Annotated in this window: 25 protein-coding genes; 11 read left to right on the top strand and 14 right to left on the bottom strand. The window is 61.8% G+C overall.

Going from position 1 to position 25,133, the window contains the following annotated elements; genetic code table 11:
* A partial coding sequence (locus MOV76_RS28470) for a zinc-binding dehydrogenase (protein WP_247265780.1) occupies positions 1-507 on the top strand: 507 nt, incomplete at its 5' end.
* 15 nt (positions 508-522) lie between these two features.
* Here MOV76_RS28470 and MOV76_RS28465 read toward each other — a convergent pair.
* From MOV76_RS28465 to MOV76_RS28450, 4 genes are read right to left on the bottom strand one after another with little or no spacing between them, the layout of a single operon-like run.
* Positions 523-1,092 carry a DedA family protein gene (locus MOV76_RS28465; RefSeq protein ID WP_247265779.1) on the bottom strand — a complete coding sequence of 190 codons (570 nt, stop codon included), beginning with the start codon at positions 1,090-1,092 and terminating at the stop codon, positions 523-525.
* Positions 1,093-1,122: 30 nt separating this feature from the next.
* A complete protein-coding gene (locus MOV76_RS28460; protein WP_018246512.1) occupies positions 1,123-2,484 on the bottom strand; it encodes an FAD-containing oxidoreductase in 1,362 nt (453 codons plus the stop codon).
* Positions 2,481-2,939 (bottom strand): DUF4126 family protein, encoded by a 459-nt coding sequence (locus MOV76_RS28455; protein WP_247265778.1) that lies wholly within the window; start codon positions 2,937-2,939, stop codon positions 2,481-2,483. Before MOV76_RS28455 ends, MOV76_RS28460 begins: the two co-directional genes overlap by 4 nt.
* 54 nt (positions 2,940-2,993) lie before the next feature.
* Positions 2,994-3,917, bottom strand: a complete 924-nt coding sequence (locus tag MOV76_RS28450) for a LysR substrate-binding domain-containing protein (RefSeq protein WP_018246514.1) — start codon at positions 3,915-3,917, stop codon at positions 2,994-2,996.
* A gap of 88 nt (positions 3,918-4,005) precedes the next feature.
* Between MOV76_RS28450 and MOV76_RS28445 the strand changes: the two genes are divergently transcribed.
* The gene (locus MOV76_RS28445; protein ID WP_247265777.1) at positions 4,006-4,995 is read left to right on the top strand and encodes a nitrilase family protein; all 990 of its coding nucleotides are present in this window, start codon (positions 4,006-4,008) and stop codon (positions 4,993-4,995) included.
* A 337-nt stretch (positions 4,996-5,332) separates the two neighbouring features.
* Here the strand turns inward: MOV76_RS28445 and MOV76_RS28440 are convergent, their stop codons facing one another.
* The gene (locus MOV76_RS28440; protein WP_018246517.1) at positions 5,333-6,520 is read right to left on the bottom strand and encodes an acyl-CoA dehydrogenase; all 1,188 of its coding nucleotides are present in this window, start codon (positions 6,518-6,520) and stop codon (positions 5,333-5,335) included.
* 174 nt (positions 6,521-6,694) lie between these two features.
* Between MOV76_RS28440 and MOV76_RS28435 the strand changes: the two genes are divergently transcribed.
* Positions 6,695-7,033: a cupin domain-containing protein gene (locus tag MOV76_RS28435; protein WP_026188775.1), complete on the top strand. Its 339-nt coding sequence runs from the start codon at positions 6,695-6,697 to the stop codon at positions 7,031-7,033.
* Between the two features lie 52 nt (positions 7,034-7,085).
* On the opposite strand, the gene MOV76_RS28430 is transcribed toward MOV76_RS28435, so the two are convergent.
* Complete coding sequence (locus MOV76_RS28430) at positions 7,086-8,039, bottom strand: LysR family transcriptional regulator (protein ID WP_018246519.1); 954 nt, start codon at positions 8,037-8,039, stop codon at positions 7,086-7,088.
* Positions 8,040-8,213: 174 nt separating this feature from the next.
* On the opposite strand from MOV76_RS28430, the gene MOV76_RS28425 reads away from it, so the two are divergent.
* The 7 genes from MOV76_RS28425 (at position 8,214) to mmsB (ending at position 15,412) form a co-directional block, all read left to right on the top strand.
* Complete coding sequence (locus MOV76_RS28425; RefSeq protein WP_018246520.1) at positions 8,214-9,419, top strand: ABC transporter substrate-binding protein; 1,206 nt, start codon at positions 8,214-8,216, stop codon at positions 9,417-9,419.
* 5 nt (positions 9,420-9,424) lie between these two features.
* Positions 9,425-10,207, top strand: a complete 783-nt coding sequence (locus MOV76_RS28420) for an ABC transporter ATP-binding protein (RefSeq protein ID WP_018246521.1) — start codon at positions 9,425-9,427, stop codon at positions 10,205-10,207.
* Positions 10,207-10,908, top strand: coding sequence for an ABC transporter ATP-binding protein (locus tag MOV76_RS28415; protein WP_020493450.1), 702 nt, complete (start codon positions 10,207-10,209; stop codon positions 10,906-10,908). Before MOV76_RS28420 ends, MOV76_RS28415 begins: the two co-directional genes overlap by 1 nt.
* 4 nt (positions 10,909-10,912) lie before the next feature.
* Positions 10,913-11,800: a branched-chain amino acid ABC transporter permease gene (locus tag MOV76_RS28410; protein WP_247265776.1), complete on the top strand. Its 888-nt coding sequence runs from the start codon at positions 10,913-10,915 to the stop codon at positions 11,798-11,800.
* A 1-nt stretch (position 11,801) separates the two neighbouring features.
* Positions 11,802-12,791: a branched-chain amino acid ABC transporter permease gene (locus MOV76_RS28405; protein ID WP_018246524.1), complete on the top strand. Its 990-nt coding sequence runs from the start codon at positions 11,802-11,804 to the stop codon at positions 12,789-12,791.
* Positions 12,792-12,925: 134 nt separating this feature from the next.
* Positions 12,926-14,521 (top strand): GMC family oxidoreductase, encoded by a 1,596-nt coding sequence (locus MOV76_RS28400; protein ID WP_026188776.1) that lies wholly within the window; start codon positions 12,926-12,928, stop codon positions 14,519-14,521.
* Positions 14,522-14,530: 9 nt separating this feature from the next.
* Entirely contained in the window at positions 14,531-15,412 is an 882-nt protein-coding gene (mmsB, locus tag MOV76_RS28395) for a 3-hydroxyisobutyrate dehydrogenase (protein ID WP_018246526.1), read from the top strand.
* A 16-nt stretch (positions 15,413-15,428) separates the two neighbouring features.
* On the opposite strand, the gene MOV76_RS28390 is transcribed toward mmsB, so the two are convergent.
* The 8 genes from MOV76_RS28390 to MOV76_RS28355 all read right to left on the bottom strand — a co-directional run bounded on the left by MOV76_RS28390 (position 15,429) and on the right by MOV76_RS28355 (position 23,585).
* Positions 15,429-16,187 (bottom strand): fumarylacetoacetate hydrolase family protein, encoded by a 759-nt coding sequence (locus tag MOV76_RS28390; protein ID WP_018246527.1) that lies wholly within the window; start codon positions 16,185-16,187, stop codon positions 15,429-15,431.
* A 192-nt stretch (positions 16,188-16,379) separates the two neighbouring features.
* A complete protein-coding gene (locus MOV76_RS28385; RefSeq protein WP_018246528.1) occupies positions 16,380-17,759 on the bottom strand; it encodes an FGGY-family carbohydrate kinase in 1,380 nt (459 codons plus the stop codon).
* Positions 17,756-18,076 carry an L-rhamnose mutarotase gene (gene rhaM / locus MOV76_RS28380; protein WP_018246529.1) on the bottom strand — a complete coding sequence of 107 codons (321 nt, stop codon included), beginning with the start codon at positions 18,074-18,076 and terminating at the stop codon, positions 17,756-17,758. The genes MOV76_RS28385 and rhaM overlap by 4 nt, the downstream gene beginning before the upstream one ends.
* A complete protein-coding gene (locus MOV76_RS28375; RefSeq protein WP_018246530.1) occupies positions 18,073-19,080 on the bottom strand; it encodes an ABC transporter permease in 1,008 nt (335 codons plus the stop codon). Before MOV76_RS28375 ends, rhaM begins: the two co-directional genes overlap by 4 nt.
* Positions 19,077-20,078, bottom strand: coding sequence for an ABC transporter permease (locus MOV76_RS28370; RefSeq protein WP_018448547.1), 1,002 nt, complete (start codon positions 20,076-20,078; stop codon positions 19,077-19,079). The genes MOV76_RS28375 and MOV76_RS28370 overlap by 4 nt, the downstream gene beginning before the upstream one ends.
* Positions 20,079-20,120: 42 nt before the next feature.
* Entirely contained in the window at positions 20,121-21,656 is a 1,536-nt protein-coding gene (locus MOV76_RS28365) for a sugar ABC transporter ATP-binding protein (protein ID WP_115156777.1), read from the bottom strand.
* A gap of 72 nt (positions 21,657-21,728) precedes the next feature.
* Positions 21,729-22,724 carry a rhamnose ABC transporter substrate-binding protein gene (rhaS, locus tag MOV76_RS28360; protein ID WP_018448549.1) on the bottom strand — a complete coding sequence of 332 codons (996 nt, stop codon included), beginning with the start codon at positions 22,722-22,724 and terminating at the stop codon, positions 21,729-21,731.
* Positions 22,725-22,772: 48 nt separating this feature from the next.
* Positions 22,773-23,585, bottom strand: coding sequence for a DeoR/GlpR family DNA-binding transcription regulator (locus MOV76_RS28355; protein ID WP_018246533.1), 813 nt, complete (start codon positions 23,583-23,585; stop codon positions 22,773-22,775).
* A 197-nt stretch (positions 23,586-23,782) separates the two neighbouring features.
* Between MOV76_RS28355 and MOV76_RS28350 the strand changes: the two genes are divergently transcribed.
* A partial coding sequence (locus MOV76_RS28350) for a bifunctional rhamnulose-1-phosphate aldolase/short-chain dehydrogenase (RefSeq protein WP_247265775.1) occupies positions 23,783-25,133 on the top strand: 1,351 nt, incomplete at its 3' end.

Genomic DNA, 25,133 nt, shown 5'->3' with positions numbered 1-25,133 from the left:
ATCGGCACGATGGTGGCGATCGCGGCCCTTGCCGGCGGCTGCGCCCGGGCGATCGTCGCCGATCTCGCCCAGCCGAAGCTCGATATCGCCGCGCAGTACCAGGGTGTCATTCCGGTCAATATTCGCGAGAAGAACCTGGTCGAAGAGGTCGGCCGGCTGACCGACGGCTGGGGCGCCGATGTCGTCTTCGAATGCTCCGGTTCGCCGAAGGCCTGGGAGACGATCATGGCGCTGCCGCGCCCGGGTGGCGTCATTGTCGTCGTCGGCCTGCCGGTCAACCCGATCGGCTTCGACGTCTCGACGGCATCCACCAAGGAAATCCGCATCGAGACGGTGTTCCGCTACGCGCACCAGTATGAGCGGTCGATCGCGCTGCTCGGCTCGGGTCGCGTCGACCTGAAGCCACTGATATCAGAGACCTTCACATTCGAAAATTCGATCAAGGCGTTTGATCGCGCCGTCGAGGCGCGGCCGAGCGACGTGAAGCTGCAGATCGTGATGGAATAGGGCGCTACAGCGCTTCTATGAGTGCCTGGCGCTCAGTTTCATCTTGCGAAAGGCAAGAGCCGCGCCTGCAACGACAGCCGCGGCTCCGACTGCGATCAGCAGATGGCGATGAAGCGGAAGGTGGCCCAATGTCTGTTGGATGCCGTGCCCGAACAGGTAACCGAGCGCCGTGAAAAGCTGCGCCCACACCAGCGCGGCCACAGCATTCAGGATGATGAATTTTCCGGTCGCTATGCGTGTTGTCCCGATGACGATCGGACTGATCGTCCGCAACCCCACAAGAAAACGAAACGCAAGGATGAAGCCTGTGGGATATCTTTCCAGAAGCCGGGTTGCCCGCGCCAGCGCCGGTGCTTCCATCAGCCGGCGGACGAGACCCCATCGAGCCGCATAACGGCCGGCGAAGAACCAGAACTGATCGCCGGCGAAGGATCCTGCCGTTGCCGCAAGTGACGCCGACCAATAGGCCAGCAGCCCGCGGTGGGAAATGACGCCGCCAAGGAAGGCGGCTGTTTCGCCTTCGAAGGCTGCACCCAGAAATATCGCCAATAGGCCGTAATGCTCGATCAGCAGTTCGATAGACACTCAGCTGTCCTCGGCCCGGGGTTTCGATAGCTAAACCGGCTTCAAATCCCCAAGCACCGTCGGGATCAGCTCCGACACCGTCGGATGGATCGGCACCGACCATTGCAATGCGGGATAGGTCGTTCCTGCATTCATCGCGTCTATGATGCCGTGGATCACCTCGTCACCTTCGATGCCCAGGATCGCCGCGCCGAGAATTTTTTTGGTCTCGGCGTCGGCGATCACCTTCATGAAACCCTTGGTCTCGCCGCGCTCGTTGGCGCGGCCGACGCGGCTCATCGGCCGGGTCGAGATCATGATCTTGCGTCCCGAGGCGCGCGCCTGCTTTTCCGTCATGCCGACACGGCCGAGCGGCGGGTCGATATAAAGCGCATAGGCCAGGATGCGGCTCGAGAGTTTGCGATCGGCGCCGTCGAGAAGATTGGCGGCGGCGATCTCGAAATCATTGTAGGACGTGTGGGTGAAGGCGCCGTGGCCGTTGCAATCGCCGAGCGCCCAGATGCCGTCGACATTGGTGGCAAGCCTGTCGTCGACAGTGATGTAGCCGTGTTTGTCGCTGATGACGCCGGCGGCATCGAGGCCGAGATCGTCTGTGTTCGGCTTGCGGCCGGTGGCGATCAGCACATGGCTCGCATCGATCCTCGCTGAATCGGTGGCGACCGTTATTCCGTCGCTGCTCCTGGCGAAGGCGATGTCGCTGACACCGGTATGAATGTCGATGCCCTCCGAGCGCAGGACATCGGCGATCGCGTCGGATATATCCTCGTCCTCGCGCGACGCGAGCTTCGGGCCATGCTCGATGACGCTGACTTCGGCGCCGAAGCGGCGATACATCTGCGCGAATTCCAGCCCGATATAACTGCCGCCGATCACAGCCAGATGCCGTGGCAGCGTGTCGAGATGGATGATCGAGGTGCTGGTGAGATAGTCGATATCGTTGATGCCGGGCAGGTCGGGGATGACGGGGCGCGCGCCGACGTTGAGGAAGATGCGCGGTGCGGTCAGCGTCTCGCCGTTGACGCTGACGGTCTTCGGGTCCTCGAAACGGGCATGGCCGTAGATCACGGTCATGCCGTCCATCCCGGCGAACCAGCCGATCAGGCCGTTGCGGGCATTCATGGTCACGGTTTCGGCACGGGCCCTGACCACCTTCATGTCGATGGCGATCTCGCCCGGAATATTGACGCCGTAAACGGCGCTATTTCTCGCGACATAGGCGGCGCGGGCGCTGGCGACAAGCGTCTTCGTCGGCATGCAGCCGGCATTGACGCAGGTGCCGCCGAGGAATTTGCGCTCGATCAGCGCCACCTTCATGCCCTTTTCGACCATGCGGGCGGCGAGGAAGGGGCCGGCCTGGCCGCCCCCGATGACGATGGCGTCGAAGCTCTTCATGACACGACCACGATCAGCAGCGCGCCGATGACGGCGACGGCATCTTCGATGAGAGCGGCCGGCAGATCCTTACCGAAGGAGGCGGCAAGCCTGCCGCGGACGGCGGCGCCACCATATGTGCCGATGACGGCGCCGATCACCCCGGCAATCAGCCCGCCGAAGAGCAGGCCGCTGGCGGCACCGATCGTGGCGCCGGTCAGCGCGCCCATGACGATGCGGGCGCCGAATTGCACCGGCACCTTGCGCGACGGCGTGGACGGCAGCTGGTCGGTGATCAGTTCGACTATGGCGAGAAGCGTGAAGATCCACGGCGTCCACTGGTAACCCATGAAGGCAAGCGGCGTCTGCGAGACATCGAACCAGCCGAGTGCTGCGCCCCAGGCGACGGCGGCCGGCGCGGTCATGGCGCGAAGCCCTGATATGACACCAATCAGCAATGCAAGAAGCAGAAACATGCATGATCCCCCTTTTTGCCGGCTCTTGCCGTCGTCAGGGAAGGTTGCACATTGTCAGGCGCGTGGCAATTCGTCGTGGTGCGCCAGCGGCCTTGAGGACGTGGGTGCGCGTCGATGCTTCGAAACGTAGTCGATGAACCGCAGCAGAAGGGGATTGCTGTCGGCGCTCCGCCAGCAAATTCCAACGGCCCACTTTGACGCCGAACCCGATAAGGGCTTTTGGTGCGTGCGATCGCCGAGCGCCTCAACGCCGTGCCACGGCAGGAATGCGGCCCCCAACCCGGCAGCAACAACGGCATGAACGGTCAAGATGTCGTCAGCGTGCTGGACGATGCGCGGCTTGAAGCGGGCCGATGTGCACCATTGGCTGATCTGCGCATCCAGTCCCGGCCCGCGCGATGACGAAAGGGCGACAAAGCCCAGACGGTTCAATGTCGACAATCGGTTCATGGGCGGAATCTCCATGCCGGAGGGAAGTACCAGCGCCAGCCGCTCCTCGATGACTGGCATGAAGGATAGCTCATCGGTCTCCTCAGGCGCCCGGCAAAAGCCGACATCGAGCCGGCCGCCAAGCAGTCGTTGGTGCTGCTCTCTTGATGGCAGGTCGTTAAGCGTAATCTGGCTGTCGGGAGTCGTCACCCGGAAGGTCGCGACTATTTGGGGCGCGGTGATGAGCGCCGAGATGCCAAATCCGATGTCGAGCTGACCGGTCAGGCCGGCATTTGCACGATGCATCTTGACGTCGATTTCATCGCTCAGCCGCAAGAGCACGCGTGCTTCCTGCTGCAGCAGATTCCCCAGCGGCGTCAGCCTTGCTCCATGTCGGCCACGTTCAAATAGCGGTCCGCCGACCATCGCCTCCAACGCCTGAATTTGCTTGGACAGGGTCGACTGGGTGACGAACAACTTTGACGCGGCCTTGCCGTAATGGCCAGTGTCGGTCAGCTCGACAAAGGAGCGCAGCAACCTGATTTCCATTCAAAATCCGACTTATTTTCATCAAAAATGTCATTTTACGAAATAATGCTCGCATGTCAAATTGTTCAAGGCATCAGGAGCAATAGTCATGGCGTTCAAGGTTTCCTCCGTACAGTTTCAGCATCGGGCAAACGACAAAGCCTATAATCTTGGGCGCATCGAATCCCTCACACTGCAAGCCGTCCAGGCCGGCAGCCAACTTGTGGCCTTCCCTGAGATGTGCCTCTGCGGCTATTGGCACGTCCCGAAGCTGGACGGTGCAGCGCTGCACGCTCTTGCCGAGCCCTTGTCAGGCCCATCCGTCTCGTATGTTGCCCGGCTGGCGCGGGAGCATAGCATTGCCATCGGCGCCGGATTTCTGGAGCTCGCGGAAAACGGCGCCCTCTATAACTCCTACGCCGTGTGCATGCCGGACGGACAGGTTCATTGCCATCGCAAGCTGCATGCGTGGGAACATCGCCTCATCTCCAGCGGCGATAGTTTTACGGTCTTCGATACGCCTTGGGGAATCCGCGCAGGCATTTTGATCTGCTGGGACAACAACCTGATCGAAAACGCGCGGGCAACCGCCTTGTTGGGCGCGGAAATCCTGATCGCCCCCCATCAGGCGGGAGGAGGGGCGTCCGTGAGTCCACATGGAATGAAGCGGATACCTGTCGAAAAATGGATCCGCCGCCATGAAGATCCTGAGGCTATTGAAGCCGAAATCAGAGGTCCCAATGGTCGCGAATGGTTTCTGCGTTGGCTGCCGTCTCGCGCGCATGACAATGGCATGTTTCTGGTATTCAGCAACGGCGTCGGTCAGGACGAGGATGAAGTGCGCACCGGCAACGCGATGATTCTCGACCCCTATGGCCGGATTCTGGTGGAGACCTGGCAGGCTGCCGACGCAATCGTCAGCACAGAACTCGATCTGGCATTGCTCGACAAATGTACGGGCCAACGCTGGATTCGTGGCCGTCGCCCGGAACTCTACGGCTGCTTGACAGAACCCAATCCGCACGGCCTGACGCCGATGGAAGCACGTTTCTCCGATGCCCCAACCCGCAACCCAGCGCCCGCAGAAAAAACGTTATGAGCGGAGCTTCCTTGACGAGATACCCGGATTAGTTGGAGGTCCTATTGTAGATCTTGTCGCGTGGCATTTTCCATCCTCGCTGCTCTGCCATCTGCTCTGCGCGCTTCCGGGCATTGAAAGGATCGATGTAGCCTTCAATCATGAACGTTCGGCCTTTCCACAAGAGGATGCCAGTCTTCTGTTCATCGTCCCAGTGAAATTCCATCGCGCGATTGTATATCATTCGAAACACGGTTTGCTGACACGGTCTAGAAGTGTGAGCTAATCGTGAAGCGTAAGAAGCGTCTTTGCAAGCCTATGGACGGTGTGGATCACGCATGACCGCCTTGGACAGAACCTAATTCGCAAAGGCGGCGATGCCGGTGATCGCCCGGCCGATGATCAACGCGTGGATGTCGTGTGTGCCCTCATAGGTGTTGACCACTTCGAGGTTGACGAGATGACGGGCGATGCCGAATTCGTCGGAGATGCCGTTACCGCCGAGCATGTCGCGGGCCGCCCGCGCAATCTCCAGCGCCTTGCCGCAGCTGTTGCGCTTGAGGATCGAGGTCAGCTCCACCGGCGGATGGCCTTCCTCCTTCATGCGGCCAAGTCGCAGGCAACCCTGAAGACCGAGCGAGATTTCCGCCGTCATGTCGGCGAGCTTCTTCTGGATCAGCTGGTTGGCAGCAAGCGGCCGTCTGAACTGCTTGCGCTCGAGCGTATATTGCCGTGCTCTCGCATAACAATCCTCGGCAGCACCGAGCGCGCCCCAGGCGATGCCGAAGCGGGCCGAGTTGAGGCAGGTGAACGGTCCCTTGAGGCCGGTCACATCGGGCAGAAGGTTTTCCTCAGGCACGAAGACCCCGTCCATCACCACTTCGCCGGTGATCGAGGCGCGCAGTCCCACCTTGCCGTGGATGGGGGGAGCCGAAAGCCCTTTCCAGCCCTTTTCGAGGATGAAGCCGCGGATGAGGCCATCCTCGGTCTTTGCCCAGACGACGAAGACATCGGCGATCGGCGCGTTGGAGATCCAGGTCTTCGAGCCGGTGAGGCTGTAGCCGCCGTCGACCTTCTTGGCGCGTGTCGCCATCGAGCCGGGGTCGGAGCCGTGATCCGGTTCGGTCAGGCCGAAGCAGCCGATCCATTCGCCGATGGCGAGTTTCGGCAGGTATTTCAGCTTCTGCGCCTCGGAGCCGAAGGTTTCAATCGGCACCATCACCAGCGAAGACTGGACGCTCATCATCGAACGATAGCCACTGTCGACCCGTTCGACTTCGCGGGCGATCAGGCCGTAGGCGACGTAACCGAGGCCGGCGCCGCCATAATCCGGCGAGATCGTCGGGCCGAGCAGGCCGAGTTCGCCCATTTCGCGAAAGATCTCGGGATCGGTCTTTTCATTGCGGAAGGCGTCGAGAACACGGGGAGCAAGCTTTTCCTGCGCATAGGCATGGGCGGTGTCCTGCACCATGCGCTCTTCGCTGGTCAGTTGCTCCACCAGCCGGAACGGATCGGCCCAGTCGAAAACCTCGCGCGTATGCTGCATGGCCGCGTCTCCTCATCCCGGTTCTGGCTTGCCTCGCTTAAGTTGGCCATAGACCCGCCAGCCGACCGCGTCAACAGAAGGCGGCAGTCTCGAAAAGACAGGGTGCGCCATCTTTTCAAAAGCGTCGGGATGATCCACTTTGCCCGCGATCGATTCTGGAACGAGGAGGCGGAAATGTCGTCAAGCGAGCTGTTCGTATCGGCCGAAGGCGCCGAATGGATCAATCCCGAGCCCGGCGTTGTCAGGCGCATCATGACCTATCTGCCCGAGATGATGATGGTGGAAGTGGCTTTCGAAAGCGGCGCCGTGGGTGCGGCCCATTCGCATCCGCACATCCAGGCCAGCTACGTCGCCGAAGGCAGTTTCGAAGTGACGATCGACGGCCGGACCGAGGTGCTCAAGCAGGGCGGCAGTTTCATCGTGCCCCCCAATCTGATCCACGGCGTCAAGGCGCTGGAAAAGGGCCGGCTGATCGATGCATTCACCCCGCACCGGGCCGAATTCCTGAAATAGCGAGCATGATGCTGAAAAGTGTGAGCGGTTTTCGGACGACATCATGCACTAATTAAACATCCGCCCTTGTCCGGCGCGCCGGGCCGGCGGCGGTGACATAGGGCGGCACGAAACGAGCATCCTCGCCGCGCACCGCCTCGCGCAGGAAATCGATGACGGCGCGCACGCGCGGCGCCTGTTTCAGGTCGCGATGACAGGTGATCCAGTAATGGCGCTTGAGGTCGATCTCCTCGGGCAGCACGCGCACGAGTTCGGGATAACGGCTGGCGAAGAAATAGGGCAGGATGCAGAGGCCGAGGCCGTTTCTCGTGGCGGTCAGCTGCGCGAAGATGCTGGAGCTCTGGAACTGCGGCTTGATGCGCGGGTGCACATCGCCCAGATAGTCCAAGCCCGGCGCAAAGATCATTTCCTCGATATAGCTGACGAAGGGATGCTCAAGCAGGTCTTCACGGCAGGTGATGGCAGGCGCCTTTGCCAGATAGTCGCGCGAGCCATAGATCTGCAGATGGTAGTCGGTCAGCTTCTCGGCGAAATACGGGCCGCCCTTCGGTTCATCGAGCACGACGGAGAGATCGGCCTCCTTGCGCGACAGCGACATGATCTGCTGGATCGTCACGAGTTCGAGCGCCAGATGCGGATGCTGGGCGGCGAACTGCGGCAGCACGGTCGCGAAGAAGAAATTGGCAAAACCCTCCGGCGCGCTGAGCCGCACGAGGCCGCGTTGCGCCATCGAGCCGTCGGCGAGGTCGGCTCGCAGCCGCTCGGTCTCCTGCTCCATCCTTTCGGCGGTCTCGACGAAGCGCGTGCCCATGGCAGTCAGCACGTAGCCGCGCGGATTGCGTTCGAACAGCTTGACCTTGAGGGTGAACTCCAGCCGGTCGATGCGGCGCGAGACGGTGGCATGGCTCGAGCGCATCTGGCGCGCTGCCGTCGACAGCTGTCCAGTGCGGGCGACGGCTAGAAAAAACTGCAGATCGTCCCAAGTAAACTGCGGTGGATTGTTCATCGCGATCCCCTCTGTTCAAAAACGAACAGATACTGTTTGGAATTAGTTGTAAATCACCCGTTGCCTCAGGGCGGAATTTCCGTGATCGTAAGGTGAGGGTCCGTCGTTCTGAGGAGTGCGGCTGGCCAAATTTGAACAGATCCGCAATCTGGCCAATCTCTGGGAGGAGATCATATGCGAAAGAATCTCATTGCATCAGTTGCATTTCTGCTTGCAAGCAGCACAGCGGTGCTCGCGCAGAGCGCGACCGACGGCAAGGTCAAGATCGGCATCCTGAACGACCAGTCGGGTGTCTATGCCGATTTCGGCGGCAAGTCCTCCGTCGAAGCCGCCAAGATGGCGGTCGAGGATTTCGGCGGCAAAGTCCTGGGTGTTCCAGTCGAGATCGTCGATGCCGACCACCAGAACAAGCCTGATATCGCCTCCAACATCGCTCGCCAGTGGTATGACACCGAGCAGGTGGATGCGATCATGGAACTGACGACCTCGTCGGTGGCGCTCGCCGTGCAGGCGATCGGCAAGGAAAAGAAGAAGATCGACATCGTCACCGGTGCGGCGACGACGGATCTCACCGGCAAGGCCTGCTCGCCCTACGGCTTCCATTGGGCCTATGACACACATGCACTGGCCGTCGGCACCGGCGGCGCACTCGTCAAGCAGGGCGGCGACAGCTGGTTCTTCCTCACCGCTGACTATGCCTTCGGCTATTCGCTGGAACAGCAGACCAGCGATTATGTCAAGGCAAGCGGCGGCAAGGTCGTCGGCGCTGTCCGCCATCCGCTCTCGACCCAGGATTTCTCGTCCTTCCTGCTGCAGGCGCAATCATCCGGCGCCAAGGTGATCGGCCTTGCCAATGCCGGCCTCGACACCTCGAATGCCATCAAGCAGGCGGCCGAATTCGGGATCACCCAGGGCGGCCAGCATCTGGCTGCGCTGCTCTTCACGCTCGCCGAAGTCCACGGCCTCGGCCTCGAAGCGGCTCAAGGGTTGACCCTGACGGAAGGTTTTTACTGGAATCGCGACGACGAAAGCCGCGCCTTCGCCAAGAAGTTCTTCGCTCGCACCGGCAAGATGCCGAACATGATCCACACCGGCACCTATTCGGCAGTGACGCAATATCTGAAGGCGGTGGAGAAGGCCGGCACCGACGAGACGGAAGCCGTCGCCAAGCAGCTGCATGAAATGCCGGTCGATGACGTCTTCGGCCGCGGCGGCACGGTCGGCGCCAATGGCCGCATGATCCATGACATGTACCTGCTGCAGGTCAAGAAGCCTTCCGAAAGCAAGGAGCCGTGGGATTACTTCAATGTGCTCGCCACCATTCCCGGCAAGGAAGCCTATATCGATCCCGCCAAGAGCGGCTGCGATCTGGTGAAGTAAGCACGATGGCGGTTTCCGCAATTGAAACTCAGGAAAAGCCGCGGGTGGTATTGTCCGCCCGCGGACTGCGTCGCGATTTCGGCGGCTTCACCGCCGTCAAGAACGTCGATCTCGATGTGCATGACGCAAGCGTGCATGCACTGATCGGCCCGAACGGCGCCGGCAAGACGACAGTCTTCAACCTGCTGACCAAGTTCCTGCAGCCGACGGCGGGCACGATCACCCTGATGGGCGTTGACATCACGAAGACGCCGCCCGACAAGGTGGCGCGCATGGGACTGGTGCGCTCTTTCCAGATCTCCGCGGTCTTCCCGCACCTGAGCGTTCTCGACAATGTGCGTGTGGCGCTGCAGCGGCCGAACAATCTTTCCACGCAGTTCTGGCGGCCGCTCTCGGCGCTCGACCGGCTGAACGAGCGCGCCGAGCAACTGCTGGCCAGCGTTGGGCTTTCCAAGGAGCGCGATCATATCGCCGCCGATCTTTCCTATGGCCGCAAGCGCGTGCTGGAGATCGCCACCACACTGGCGCTGGATCCGAAGGTGCTCCTACTGGACGAACCGATGGCCGGCATGGGGCTGGAGGATGTCGGCGTCGTCTCATCGATCATCCGCGAGGTCGCCCGCGAGCGGGCGGTGCTGATGGTCGAGCACAATCTCTCCGTCGTCGCCAATATCTGCCAGCATGTCACGGTGCTGCAGCGTGGCGAGATCCTCGCCGAGGGCGATTATGCCACCGTCAGCCAGGACGAGCGCGTACGCGTGGCCTATATGGGTACGGAGGAGCATTGATGGCCGCTCTCCTCGAGGTCCAGGGGCTCAATGCCTGGTACGGCGAAAGCCATGTCCTGCACGGCGTCGATATGCGCGTCGGTGAAGGCGAGACGATCACCATTCTCGGCCGCAATGGCGTCGGCAAGACGACGACGCTACGCACCATCACCGGCATCGTGCGGTCCCGGAAGGGCAAGATCAGCTTTGCCGGCAGCGACATGATGCAGGTGCCGCTGCACAAGACGGCGCATCGTGGCATCGGCTTCGTCCCGGAGGAGCGCGGCATCTTCTCGACGCTCACGGTTTCGGAAAACCTGCTGCTGCCGCCGGTCGTGGCAGGAGGTGGGATGACTCTCGACGAGATCTACGAGCTCTTCCCCAATCTCTACGAGCGCCGCGGTAGCCCGGGCACCAAGCTTTCCGGCGGCGAGCAGCAGATGTTGGCGATCGCCCGAATCCTGCGCACCGGCGTCAGGCTGCTCATTCTCGACGAACCGACGGAAGGGCTTGCCCCCGTGATCGTCCAGCGCATCGGCGAGGTGCTGAAGACACTGAAGGAGCGCGGCATGACAATCCTGCTCGTCGAGCAGAATTTCCGTTTCGCCAGCCGTATTGCCGATCGCTTCTATCTGATGGATCATGGGCAGATGGTGTCGGAATTCCCGGTCGGTGAACTGCCGCAGCGCATGGATACGCTGCACAAAGTTCTGGGAGTGTGACCAGATGACGATGATCTTCGGCATTCCCCTGCAGGCGCTGTTCGGCCAGCTGCTGATCGGCCTGATCAACGGTTCGTTCTATGCGCTGCTCAGCCTCGGCCTCGCCATCATCTTCGGCCTGCTCCGGGTGATCAACTTCGCCCATGGCGCGCAATATATGCTCGGCGCCTTCGTCGCCTACCTGCTGCTGACCTATGCCGGCATCGGCTACTGGCCGACGCTGATCCTGGCGCCCGTGATCGTCGGCCTTGCCGGCGCTATCATCGAGCGGCTGTTCCTGCGCCGGCTCTACGATCTCGATCCGCTCTACGGCCTGCTCTTCACCTTCGGCCTGGCGCTCACGGTCGAGGGCACCTTCCGCTATCTCTACGGCTCTTCCGGCCAGCCCTATGCGACGCCGGCTGCGCTTGCCGGCGGCGCCAACCTCGGCTTCATGTTCCTGCCGATCTATCGCGGCTGGGTGGTCGTCGTCTCGCTCGTCGTCTGCCTCGGCACCTGGCTGCTGATCGAGAAGACCAAGCTCGGCGCTTATCTGCGCGCTGCCACGGAAAACGCCGTGCTGGTGCAGGTCTTCGGCGTCAACGTGCCGGTGCTCTTGACGCTCACTTACGCGCTCGGGGCGGGTCTCGCCGCCTTTGCCGGTGTGCTGGCGGCGCCGATCTACCAGGTCTCGCCGCTGATGGGCTCGAACATGATCATCGTCGTCTTCGCCGTGGTCGTCGTCGGCGGCATGGGATCGATCATGGGCGCGATCATCACCGGTTATGTGCTCGGCATCGCCGAGGGCCTGACCAAGGTCTTCTATCCCGAGGCTTCCAACATCGTGATCTTCGTCATCATGGCGATCGTGCTTCTTATCAGGCCCGCGGGCCTCTTCGGACGGGATGCGTGACATGGCTGACATCACCGAAACCATCCAAACGGAAAAAAGCCGAACCGCCCTTTCGGTGCAGGCGGGTTTTCTGCTGGCGGGGCTGCTGCTCCTGCTGCTGGCGCCGTTTTTCTTCTATCCAATCTTCCTGATGAAGCTGCTCTGCTTCGCGCTCTTTGCCTGCGCCTTCAACCTGCTGCTCGGCTATACCGGCTTGCTTTCCTTCGGCCATGCCACCTTCTTCGGTGGAGCGGCCTATTTCACCGCCTACACGGTGAAGGCATGGGGCCTGCCGCCGGAACTCGGCATCCTGATTGGGGTGGTGGGCGCGGCGTTTCTCGGCCTCGTCATGGGTTTCTTCGCCATCCGCCGTCAGGGCATCTATTTCGCGATGATCACGCTGGCGCTGTCGCAGATGTTCTTCTTCTTCTGCCTGCAGGCGGAGTTCACCGAAGGCGAGGACGGCATCCAGTCGGTGCCGCGCGGCCATCTCTTCGGCTTTATCGATCTGAACAGCTCGACCAACATGTATTATTTCGTGCTGGCTGTTTTCATCATCGGCGTGCTGATCATCTGGCGCTTCATCAATTCGCCCTTCGGCATGATCCTGAAATCGATCCGCGAAAATGAGCAGCGGGCAATCTCGCTCGGTTATTCCGTAGCCCGCTACAAGCTCGGCGCTTTCGTCATGTCGGCCGCGCTTGCCGGGCTCGCGGGTGCTGTGAAATCGATCGTTTTCCAGTTTGCGACGCTGACCGACGTCGCCTGGCAGATGTCGGGCGAAGTGATCCTGATGACGCTGCTCGGCGGCATCGGCACGCTGATCGGCCCGCTCTTCGGAGCCGGGCTGGTGGTGGCGCTGGAAAACTACCTCGCCACCTCGGAATTCCCGGTGACGATCATCACCGGCATCGTCTTCATGGTCTGCGTGCTGATCTTCCGCCGGGGCATCATCGGCGAATTCTACGCCTCGCGGCTGGGGCGGAAACTGGGCTTCGTCTATCGCCGCTGAACGGGCGGACCTCTCTCTTTCCGGAAAGAATCCCTCTTTCCCGGGAAAAGAGACGGGCGGCGGCGCTGCGACTCTTCCTCTCCCCGTGCTGCGGGGAGAGGGAAGCGGCAAGCATCTGGAGTCTCGTGCGGGGCATGGATCGTTACGACTACATCATCATCGGGGCAGGCAGCGCCGGCTGCGTGCTTGCCAACCGGCTGTCCGCCGATGGCAGGAGCCGCGTGCTGCTGCTCGAGGCTGGCGGCAGCGACAATTATCACTGGATCCATATTCCGGTCGGTTATCTCTATTGCATCAACAATCCGCGCACCGACTGGTGCTTCACCACAGCGCCGGAAGCGGGATTGAACGGCCGGGCGTTGAGCTATCCGCGCGGCAAGGTGCTTGGCGGCTGTTCGTCGATCAACGGCATGATCTACATGCGCGGCCAGGCGCGCGATTACGACCTCTGGCGGCAGATGGGCTGCACCGGCTGGGGTTGGGACGATGTTCTGCCCTTCTTCCGCAAGTCCGAGGATTTTTATCGCGGCGAAGACGAGATGCATGGTGCCGGCGGCGAATGGCGCATTGAGAAGGCGCGTGTGCGCTGGGCCGTGCTCGATGCCTTTCAGCAGGCGGCCAGGGAAGCAGGCATCCCTGAGACCGCGGATTTCAACCGCGGCAGCAACGAAGGTTCCGGCTATTTCGACGTCAACCAGCGTTCCGGCATTCGCTGGAACACCTCGAAGGCCTTCCTGCGCCCGGCGATGAAGCGCTCCAACCTGACCGTCCTGACCAAAGCGCAGGTCCGGCGGCTGCTGGTGGAGGAGGGCGCCGTTGCCGGCGTCGAATTCCAGCATGGTGGCGTGGCGAAACGCGCCTATGCTGCGAAAGAAACCGTCCTTTCGGCCGGTTCGATCGGCTCGCCGCATATCCTGGAACTGTCAGGCATCGGCAGGGGCGAGGTTCTCCAGCGGGCGGGTGTCGATGTCGTCACCGAGGTGAAGGGTGTCGGCGAGAACCTGCAGGACCATCTGCAGCTGCGTCTGGCCTATAAGGTCACAGGCGTTCCGACGCTGAACGAGAAGGCGACGAAGCTGATCGGCAAGGCGGCGATCGGGCTCGAATATCTCGTCCGCCGCTCCGGGCCGATGGCAATGGCGCCGAGCCAGCTCGGCATCTTCACCCGCTCAGGCCCGGACCGGGAAACGCCTGATCTGCAATATCACGTGCAACCGGTATCGCTGGAGAAGTTCGGCGATCCCGTCCATCCTTTCCCGGCGATCACGGCGAGCGTCTGCAATCTCAGGCCGGAAAGCCGGGGTTCGGTGCACCTGTCGAGCCCGGATTTTGCCGCCCAGCCGACGATCAGCCCGAAATACCTCTCGACGCAGCGCGATCGTGACATAGCTGTCCGTTCAATACGATTGACGCGCAAGATCGTCGCGCAGCCTTCCTTTGCCCGTTTCAAGCCGGAGGAATTCAAGCCGGGACCCGCCTATCAGACGGAGGCCGATCTGGAGCGGGTGGCGGGCGATATCGGCACGACGATCTTCCATCCCGTCGGCACCTGCCGCATGGGCGCCGACAGGGACAGCGTCGTCGATCCCAGGCTGAGATTCCGGGCGCTCGGCAAGCTGAGGATCGCCGACGCCTCGGTGATGCCGTTGATCACCTCGGGCAACACCAATTCGCCGACGATCATGATCGCCGAAAAGGCGGCAGCAATGATCCTCGAAGACAATCGATAGGAGAAGACCATGGCAAGGATCGCATTCATCGGGCTTGGCAATATGGGCGGGCCGATGGCGGCCAATCTGGTCAAATCAGGTCATGAAGTCTTTGGCTTCGATCTTGCGGCTTCGGTGCTGAAGGCGGCCGAGGAGAGCGGCGTCAAACCGGCAAGTCATGCCAGCCAGGCGGTCAAGGACGCGGAGATCATCATTACCATGCTGCCGCAGGGCAGGCACGTGCTGACGGCCTGGACCGATATCCTGCAGTCGGCCGCGCAAGGCACGCTGGTCATCGATTGTTCGACCATCGATGTCGACAGCAGCCGCAAGGCGCATGAGATGGCCAAGGCCGCGAGCTGCCTGTCGCTCGACGCCCCCGTCTCCGGCGGCACGGGCGGGGCAACCGCGGGCACGCTGACCTTCATGGCCGGCGGCTCGGAAGAGGCCTTCGCCAAGGCAAAACCGATCCTCGAGGCGATGGGAAAGAAGATCGTCCATTGCGGCGAGGCCGGCGCCGGCCAGGCGGCGAAGATCTGCAACAACATGATCCTCGGCATTTCGATGATCGGCGTCTGCGAGGCCTTCGTACTCGCCGAGAAACTTGGGCTCTCGCATCAGGCGCTGTTCGACGTTGCCTCGACCTCGTCGGGCCAGTGCTGGTCGATCAATACCTATTGCCCGGTGCCCGGACCAGTGCCGACTTCGCCTGCGAATAATGACTACAGGCCGGGCTTTGCCGCAGCCCTGATGCTGAAGGATCTCAGGCTTTCGCAGGAGGCGGCGCTGGCGAGTGGCGCGTCCACGCCGCTCGGCGCGGAAGCAGCGCAGCTTTTCGCGCTCTTCGAGAAGCAGGGTAATGGCGGAAGGGACTTTTCCGCCATCATCGAGATGTTCCGCGAGAAGGCTTAAGCGCCACGGGGTCAAGTCAACCCTTCGATACCGAGAAGCTGAGCCTGCTATTGCCGAGTTCGATGTCGATCTCGCCGGGTTCGGTCAGTTCGATCGCGCCGCTCAACGTGCCTGTGGTGATGAGCGCACCCGTCTTCAGCGATGTCTCGGGGCGCAAGCCATCATTGGCGTAATCGACGAGCCAGGTGAGAACGTCGCCCTTCGGATGCTGTGCCGGACCATCATAGATCGTGCGGCCGGCATGAGTGACCTTGAGCGGCGTTCCCCCGACGGTGTCGACAACGCTTTTTTCGAGCTTCGGACCGAGCACATAGCCGCTATTGCCGAGGCGGTCGGCGACGAACAGTAGAAAGGAAACGCTGCCGCTTTCCCTAACCGCGCTCACCAGCAGCTCGGCGCCGAGATGGACAGCGGAGATCGCCTTGACCACGTCGGCGCGGCTGTAGGGAACGCCTGTGCGGACCGGCAGATCACTGCCGAGACGGACGGCGATCTCGGTTTCGAATTTCAGGCCCGGATACCAGGGAATGTCAGCGCCCGAGACGGCTTCGGCATAGGGATGCAGCGGAGCGGTGACCGCCTGGCCCTGCGGCGAGACCGTCACCTTCCAGGCGTTGCTTGAAATACTGTCTGCAGCGGTGAGCAACTTCTGCGCCTCCATCGCCTGATGGAGATCGGCTGGCAGCGGGAAAGTGTCCGTTGCCTCCTGCCTGCCGGCCTGGCGCAGGCTGTGAAGCGTGGCTGCAACCGTGCGCGGATCGAATGTCTCTGTCATGCTATCTCCTCGACCTGATTTTCGAGGTGCCACACTAGAGCATGATGCCGAAAAGTGTGAGCGGTTTTCGGACGACATCATGCTCTAACTATATAATGTAGAACAGGATTCAGATTTTAGGCCGACCCGGCCTAAAATCATCCTGTTCTAGCGAGAAGGCAGGGACGAACAAGGCCGCTTTTGGAAAGACTCCTATTCCATCGCCGCGTACCAGCGGGTGCGATAGGCGGCCAGCCCCGGGATATCAGTCGGCGGAACATGCGTCTCGGCACCCGACACCGGCCGGATGCCGGTGAGAAGAGCGGCCCCCTGGCTGGTGCCGGTTGTGCCAGGAAGGGCCATGACCTCGCGGCCGGTTAGGGCGGCCAGCAGCGTGAGATAGGTCCCATTCAGGGCAAATGGGCCTTCGACGATAACAGGGCCTTTGGCGCCGATCAGTCCGAGGCAGGCATCGGTCATCAAGGCGAGATAGAGGCAGGCAGCGGCAGAGCGCTCCTCGCGGCTTGCCTCTTCAGCACCGATCCAGCGGCTTACCTTTCCGGGAAAAGGCCCGGAACCCGGCGCGATATTCGGCAGGAGCATCATGCCTTTGTCGATGACCGGGCCGATTGCCGCCTCGACGGCTTTTTCGTCGATAGGGCCGATCTCGGCAGAAAGAATTTCGAATTCCCGCCCGCCCATGAAACGCGAGGAGGGGACGGCCCGGCCATAGGCATCGACATTGGCGAGCGCATCGCGTTTCGGGTCGAGATGATCGAGATCGCCGCCGACGCCGAAATTGATGACCCATGTGCCGGTGGAGACGACCGCAAAGGGCGCTTCGCGACGCACCAGATGCGGCAGCAGCGAGGCATTGGAATCGTGAATGCCGCAATAGACCGGCACGGGTGCGGTAAGGCCGAGCTCTGCGGCGATGTCGGGAAGAACCGGGCCAAGCGCATCGAAGGCGGATCGGATCGGCGCCATGAGGTCGCGAATGCCAAGCCTGTCGACGAGCGAGGAATAGCTGCCGGCCCTCGGGTTCCAGAGGTCGGTATGACAGCCGAGCGAGGTCAGCTCATTGGCGGCAACACCCGTCAGCCGCGCCGTCCAATATTGCGCATATGTGAGGATGGTCGCAACCTCGGCGAATTCCTCGGGAAAGGCGGTCTTCTGGTAGTGCAGCTGCGCGCCGACGTTGAGGCCCATCGCGAGGTGCGGCGAGAAGGTTTCGTCGAAGGAGGGGCGCAGCCGCGTATAGGCGTCGCGGATTTCCTGCGGATATTCATGTTCATAGTCGATGACAGGCATGGCAAGCGTGCCGTCCCGGGCAAGGAGTGCTGCGGAGGCGCCATGGGTGGTGATCGAAATGGCGTCGAAGCCGGGCTCGCGCGCAAGGCTCTTCAGCGCATCGCGCGCAAAGGACCAGAGGGCCTCTACGTCGTAATGCGGATAGAGACCGGTTTTGATCGCGATATTCGGCCGTTTCAGGACGGCGACCTCGGCGCCCGTCTCGCTGTCGAGCACGACCACCTTGGCATTGGTCTTGCCGATGTCGAGGACGGCGATGCGGCGATAAGAGGTGGCGTTCATGGCATATGGAAGACGGTGACCAGGTCGCTCTGGACCGGCGAATTATCGGGATTGGTCGCCATGATATCGGCCATGTGCGCCCACCATTTTTTCATGACCGGATGGTCCGGCAGGCTTGCCATCCTATGGTCGGCGGGCCGCGTCAACACGCCGAACAGCGTGTTGGTCTCGCGGTCGAGATGAATGGAATAGTCGCTGGCGCCTGACTTGTGCAGGAGATCGACCAGTTCCGGCCAGATCTCGTCATGCCGCTTGCGGTATTCGGCTTCCATGCCCGGATTGAGCTGCATTTTGAAGGCGTGTTTTTCTAAAGTCATCGGGAGCTCATGACCTTGATGCGGCGGGCGATGATCGGGATGGCGATGGTGATGATCAGAAGCAGGCCGATGAAGATCGACATGACGATGCCTGGCACGTTCAGCAGGCCGAGGCCGAAGGTGACGAGACCCATGACGAAGGCGGCGATGACGACGCCGACGATGGTGCCGGAGCCGCCGAGGATCGAGATGCCGCCGAGCACGACCATGGTGACGACCTCAAGTTCCCAGCCCTGGGCGATTGACGGCCGGGTCGAGCCGAGGCGTGAGGTCAAGCAGACGGCGGCAACGCCGCTCATGACGCCGGTCAACAGGAAGAGGATGAATTTGACGCGCTCGACCGGAATGCCGGAGAAGCGGGCGGCGAAGTCGTTGTTGCCGATCGCATAGACCTGCCGGCCGAAATTCGTCGCATGCAGGAGGATGGCGAAGAGGATCGCCAGCACGATGAAGAGCACGAATTCGAAGGAGAATACCCAGACGACATAGCCCTGGCCGAAATAGGCGAAATCAGCCGGGTATTTGCCATAGGCCTGATCACCGAGGACGATATAGGAAATGCCGCGGAAAAGGCTCATCGTGCCGATGGTGACGACGATCGACGGCAGTTTCAGCACCGAGACCAGAACGCCGTTGAAGATGCCGCAGGCAAGGCCGGTGCCGATGCCGATCGCGACCAGGCCCGGTGTGCCGATGCCGACCTGCGCTGCCGCGCCCATTGCCGTCGAGGCGAGCGCGATGATCGCAGCGACCGAGAGGTCGATCTCGCCTGATATGACGAGCAGCGCCATGGCAAAGGCGATCATTGCCTTTTCGGTGAAGTTAAAGGTGGCGTCCGAGAGATTCCAGGCATCGAGGAAATAGGGCGAGGCGAGCGAATTGAAGATGAAGATCAGCACGGCGACGGCAAAGAGCAGCACTTCCCAGCTCGCGAGGATGCGGCGGAAGGGTGTGCCGAGGCGGTCGGGAATGACCCGCTTTTCGTGTGTGGACACGGTGCTCATGCTGCGGCCTCCGTTCTGATCTCGGCCGCGGCGCGGTCGCGCAGGATGATGCGGCCGCGGTTGCGCTCGCGCCTGGCGTTGAAGGCGACGGCGAGAATGATGACGGTTCCGGAGATCGCCATCTGCGTGAAGGGTGAAATGCCGATCACCGGCAATGCATTCTTGATGACGCCGAGGAAGAGCGCGCCGAGCACGGTGCCGGCGACCGAGCCGACGCCGCCGGCAATCGAGATGCCGCCGATAACGCAGGCCGCGACGCTGTCGAGCTCGAAGCCGTTGGCGATATCGACATAGGCAACAGCATAACGCGACACCCAGAGATAACTCGCAAGACCGGCCAGCGCGCCCGACAGAACGAAGGCCAGGAATTTCGTCCAGCCCGTATCGATGCCGGCATAGACGGCCGCGGTCGGATTGCCGCCGGTGGCATAGGCCGAGCGGCCGAACTGGGTGTATCGGAGCAGGACATACATCAGCAGCACGATAACGATCCCCACCCAGCCGAGAACGGGCAGGCCGAGGATCGGCGTGCGCGGCACCGACAGGAAGATCGGCGTCATCTGGTGGGCGTTGACCCACGCCCCGCCCGACAGTACGAAGGCCATGCCGCGATAGATGGTGAGCGTGCCGAGTGTCACGACGATCGGCGGAATTTCGAGCGCCCAGACGAGAAGGCCGTTGATGGCGCCGAGGCAGGCGCCGATGACGATCGCGGCAAGGATGAGCACGACGAGCGGCAGATCGGGATAGGCGGCATTCATCATCGCGATCGCCATGCCGGTGAAGGCGAGATTGGCGGCAACCGACAGGTCGATCGATTTCGTCAGGATGACCGTCATCTGCGCGAGCGCCAGGATGATCAGGATGGAGGTATCGTTGAAAATGCCGGCGAGATTCTCCGGCGTTGCGAAATCGGCAGCGCGCGTCGAAAAGATCGCGATCATCACGACGATGATGAGGAACAGCAGGGTTTCGCGTTTTCTGATCAGTCTTGCCATGCTCTTACCTTATGAATTGCTGGGCCTTATGCATTGCGGGCCTCATGCATTGCCGGTGGCGGCGCGCACCAGCGCTTCCGGCGACAGGTCGGCGCGGTCGAAAATTCCGGCGGCGAGACCTTCCTTCATCACCAGGACGCGATCCGACATGCCGATGATTTCGGGCAGTTCGGACGAGACCATGATGATCGACAGGCCCTCGGCGGCGAGTTCGCTGATGAAGCCGTGCACGGCCGCCTTCGAACCGATGTCGATGCCCTTTGTGGGTTCATCGAGGATGATGACCTTCGGCGCCGTCGCCAGCCATTTGCCGATGACGACCTTCTGCTGGTTGCCGCCGGAGAGCGTGCCGACCGGGACGGAAAGGGCAGCGGCGCGTAAGTCCAGCCGCTCGGCATATTTGCGGGCGAGCGCGAATTCGTTGGCCGCCCTGAGGAAGCCCCGGCGCGAGGTGCGGGCGAGCGAGGGCAGCGTCATGTTCTGGAAGATCGGCATCGGCAGCGCCAGCCCGTGGCGGCCACGTTCCTCCGGCACATAGACGATGCCGGCCCGGATCGCATCCTGCGGCGAATGGATGGTGATCTCGCGGCCTTCGAGCATCATGGTGCCCGAGAGCGGCCTGGTGATGCCGAAGAGCGATTGGGACAGTTCCGAACGGCCGGCGCCGATCAGCCCGTAAATGCCGAGAATTTCGCCCTGGCGCAGGGTGAAGGAGATGTCGCGGAATTCGGTGCGGTGGCTATAGTTGCGGATCTCGAGCACCGGGCCGCCGATGGCGACATCGACCTTCGGAAAGGCATTCTCGACGTCGCGACCGACCATCATGCGGACGATCTCGTCCTGCGGCGTTTCCTTGAGCCGGCCCTGGCCGACGGCGCGGCCGTCGCGGAAGACGACGAAATCGTCGGCGATCTCGTACACCTCGTCGAACTTGTGGCTGATGAAGAGGATCGCCTTGCCCTTTTCCTTCAGGCCCCGGACGATGCGGAAGAGATCGTCGATCTCCTTGCGGGAAAGGGCTGCCGTCGGTTCGTCCATGATGACGATGCGGGCCTCGATCGACAGAGCGCGCGCAATCGCCACCAGATGGCGCTGCGCGATCGAGAGGTCCTTCAGCCGGATCGTCGGATCGATATTGCTTTCGAGCGCGGTCAGCAGCGCCTTCGCGCGGCTGTTCATCGCCTGCCAGTCGATGGTGCGCAAACGCGTGCGCGGCGCATGGCCGAGGAAAATGTTTTCGGCAACCGTCAGCTCGTCGAACAGCACGGTTTCCTGATGGATGGCGGTAACGCCGGCATCGATTGCGGCCTGGGCGCTGGCAAAGGTCACCGGCTGGCCATCGACGAGGATCTCGCCTTCATTCGGCCTGTAGATGCCGGTCAGGATCTTGACCAGCGTCGATTTGCCGGCGCCGTTTTCGCCGATCAGCGCGGTCACCGTGCCCGGATGCAGCGCGATGCTGACATTGTCGAGCGCCTTCACGCCCGGGAAGATCTGGGAGATGCCGCGCATTTCCAGAATGGCGGGCGCATCACCGGTTTTGCTGTCCGTGGCGGTTTGTTGAAAGGCAGCGTTCATCGAGCTTCTACCAGTGTCGAATGAGAATCCCGGCGGCCATCAGACCGCCGGGCTTTTATGCGTCGGCTTGGATCAGAAGACCTTGGAGAACTGGTCGATGTTCGTAGCGTTGTAGACGAAGGGATCGGCCATGGCGGCTTCGCCGTTGTCGCCGACCTTGATCTTGCCCATGCGGCCGGCCTCGATCTCGCTGCCCGGCTTGCCGTCGGTCTCGCCCTTGACGAGGCGATAGGCGATCTGCGTTGCGGAGTAGCCGAGATCGATCGGGTTCCAGATGGCGAATTCCTTCGTCGCGCCCGACTTGATCGCGCCGGCCATTTCGGACGGCAGGCCAAGACCGGTGACGTAGACCTTGCCGACAAGGCCCTTGTCTTCGACGACCTTCGACGCGGCGAGAACGCCGACCGTCGTCGGAGCGACGATGACCTTGATGTTCGGGTTCGCCTTCAGCAGGCCCTCGGCTTCACGGTAGGACTTGTCCGAGAGGTCGTCGCCATAGACCGTGGTGACGAGGTTGAGGCCCGGGAAATCCTTGAGCTGCTTCTTCATCTGGTCGATCCAGATGTTCTGGTTGGTCGAGGTGGTCGTTGCCGACAGGATCGCGAAGTCACCCTTGCCGCCGTCGAGATGGTCCTTGACGAGGGTCAGGCACATTTTGCCGATCAACTCGTTGGACGACGGGTTGAGCTGAAGGATACGGCCTTCAGGCGCGACGCCGGAATCCCAGGAGATGACCTTGATGCCGCGCTGTGTAGCCTTCTTCAGCGCCGGAACGAGCGCGTCGGGATCGTTGGCCGAAACGGCGATGGCGCTGACGCCCTGGGCGATCAGCGAGTTGATGACTTCGATCTGGCCTTCGGCCGTCGTCGTCGTCGGACCCGTATAGATGACCTCGACGCCGCCGAGTTCCTTGGCCGCTTCCTGCGCGCCCTTGTTGGCAGCATCGAAGAAGCCGTTGCCGAGCGACTTGACGACGAGACCGATCTTGATGTCGGCGGCACTTGCCGTGCCGGCCATCATGGCGACGGCAAATGCCACGCCGATTGCGAGTTTCTTTGCGAGTTTCATGCTTTCATCCTCCCACTTGATTGACACTCTTCACACCTGGCCGGCGCCTTATGCGACCGACGAGGAATCCTCCTTGATTGCCTGGGCGACCGGGCTCGCGACAATGAGCCTGATGCCGGCATTCTCGATCATCCTGACGGCTTCCTCTGGAATGCCGTCATCGGTGATGATCGTAGACACACGCTCGAGCGGGCACAGAATGAGGCTCGAGCGGCGATGGAACTTGCTGGAATCGGCCATGACGACCAGTTCGTCGGCCTGATGCATCAGCTTCTGCTCGCTCTGGATGATCAGCGCGTCGGCTTCCATGATGCCGAGCGGGCCGACGCCCTGCGCACCGATGAAGAAACGGCGGGCGTAGAAATTGCGGATCGCGTCGTTGTCGAAGGGGGAGAGGATCAGGCTCTGCTCGCGATAGATCGCGCCGCCCGGCACCGTCACCGTGTTCTTCGAATGCTTGACCAGATGTTCGGCAATCGCGAAGGAATTGGTCATCACCTGCAGGCGGTGGGCCGCCATGAAATGCACCATCTGGAAGGTGGTCGTGCCACCGTTGATGATGATCGCGTCGCCGGGATCGCAAAGCTCGACTGCCTGGCGGGCGATTGCGCGTTTCTTGTCGATATTGACCGATTCCGACACCCGGAAGGGACGCCCGGCGAGATTGCCGAGCTGCGGCGGATGCACCGCCTCGGCGCCGCCGCGCACGCGCCGGATCTTGCCCTGAACATGAAGAGCCGCGATGTCGCGCCGGATCGTCGCCTCGGAAGCCTCGGTCAGTTCGGAAATATCCTGAACCGTCACGACGGACTTTTCCTGAACGGCGCTCAGAATGATGCGATGGCGTTCGCGTTCGTGCATGGGGCTCCTCCTTTAATCGTTTATTTCGCACATATGACAATGTGTCAATCAAAAACGATCATAAATTTTCATATTGCGCTGCACAATAATCGAATTTGATCGTTTTCGATTGACAAGCTGCGTTTTGATGAGCGATACCGTCAGCGAAAAGGGCGCGAACTTTGCGTCCCGATGAAGATTTCATATGGGAGGATGACATGGCGGCGAACGTCCGGCTTCTGGAAAACCGGTGGGATGATGCTTACGCGGCAGGCCTCGATGAGCCTGGCAAGCTGCTCTATCGCTCCAACCTGCTCGGCGCCGACAAGCGCATCACCAATTACGGCGGCGGCAACACCTCGGCGAAGGTGCTGGAAACCGATCCTCTGACCGGCGGCAAGGTCAAGGTACTCTGGGTCAAGGGATCGGGCGGCGATGTCGGCACGATCAAGCTCGACGGTTTCGCGACGCTCTACCAGGACAAGCTGGAATCGCTGAAGAGCATCTACAAGGGCGTCGAGGACGAGGACCGCATGGTCGGCTTCCTGCCGCACTGCACCTTCAACCTGAACGCCCGTGCCGCCTCGATCGACACGCCGCTGCATGGTTTCGTGCCTTTCACCCATGTCGACCACATGCATCCTGACGCGATCATCGCGATCGCCGCGTCGAAGAATTCGAGGGAATTGACGCAGCAGATCTTCGGGGACGAGATCGGTTGGCTGCCCTGGCGTCGTCCTGGCTTCCAGCTCGGCCTCGACCTTGGCGCATTCGTCGCCGCCAATCCGAATGCCAAGGGTGTCGTGCTCGAAAGCCACGGCCTCTTTACCTGGGCTGATGACGCCAAGGCCTGCTACGAGCTGACGCTCGACATCATCAACAAGGCGATCGTCTGGTTTGCCGAAAAGACCGAGGGCAAGACGATTTTCGGCGGTGCGCTCACTGAGAGCCTGGCCGTCGCCGAACGCCGCGCCATCGCCGCCCGGCTGATGCCGGAGATCCGTGGCCGCATCGGCAAGCAGGAGCGCAAGCTCGGACATTTCGACGATCAGGACGCTGTGCTCGAATTCGTCAACTCCCGGGATCTACGCCCGCTCGGCGCACTCGGCACCAGCTGCCCGGATCATTTCCTGCGCACCAAGATCCGCCCACTGATCGTCGATTTCGACCCGGCCAAGCCGGATGTCGACGCGATCGTTGCCGGTCTCGACAAGGCGCTGGAGGATTACCGCGCCGACTACGCCCGCTATTACAACGACTGCAAGCATGACAATTCGCCCGCCATCCGCGATGCCAATCCCGTCATCTTCCTCGTTCCTGGCGTCGGCATGCTGTCCTTTGCCCGAGACAAGGCGACGGCTCGTATTGCCAGCGAATTCTACGTCAACGCCATCAACGTCATGCGCGGCGCCTCGACGGTCTCGGAATATCAGGGCCTGCCGGAGCAGGAGGCCTTCGATATCGAATACTGGCTGCTCGAAGAGGCCAAGCTGCAGCGCATGCCGAAGCCGAAGAGCCTTGCCGGCCGCGTCGCCTTCGTCACCGGCGGCGCCGGCGGCATCGGCCGGG

Origin of the sequence: Rhizobium sp. PRIMUS64, from assembly GCF_023006465.1 — a bacterium.
Lineage (GTDB): Bacteria > Pseudomonadota > Alphaproteobacteria > Rhizobiales > Rhizobiaceae > Rhizobium > Rhizobium leguminosarum.
This window is presented reverse-complemented; position numbering and strand designations above follow the sequence as displayed.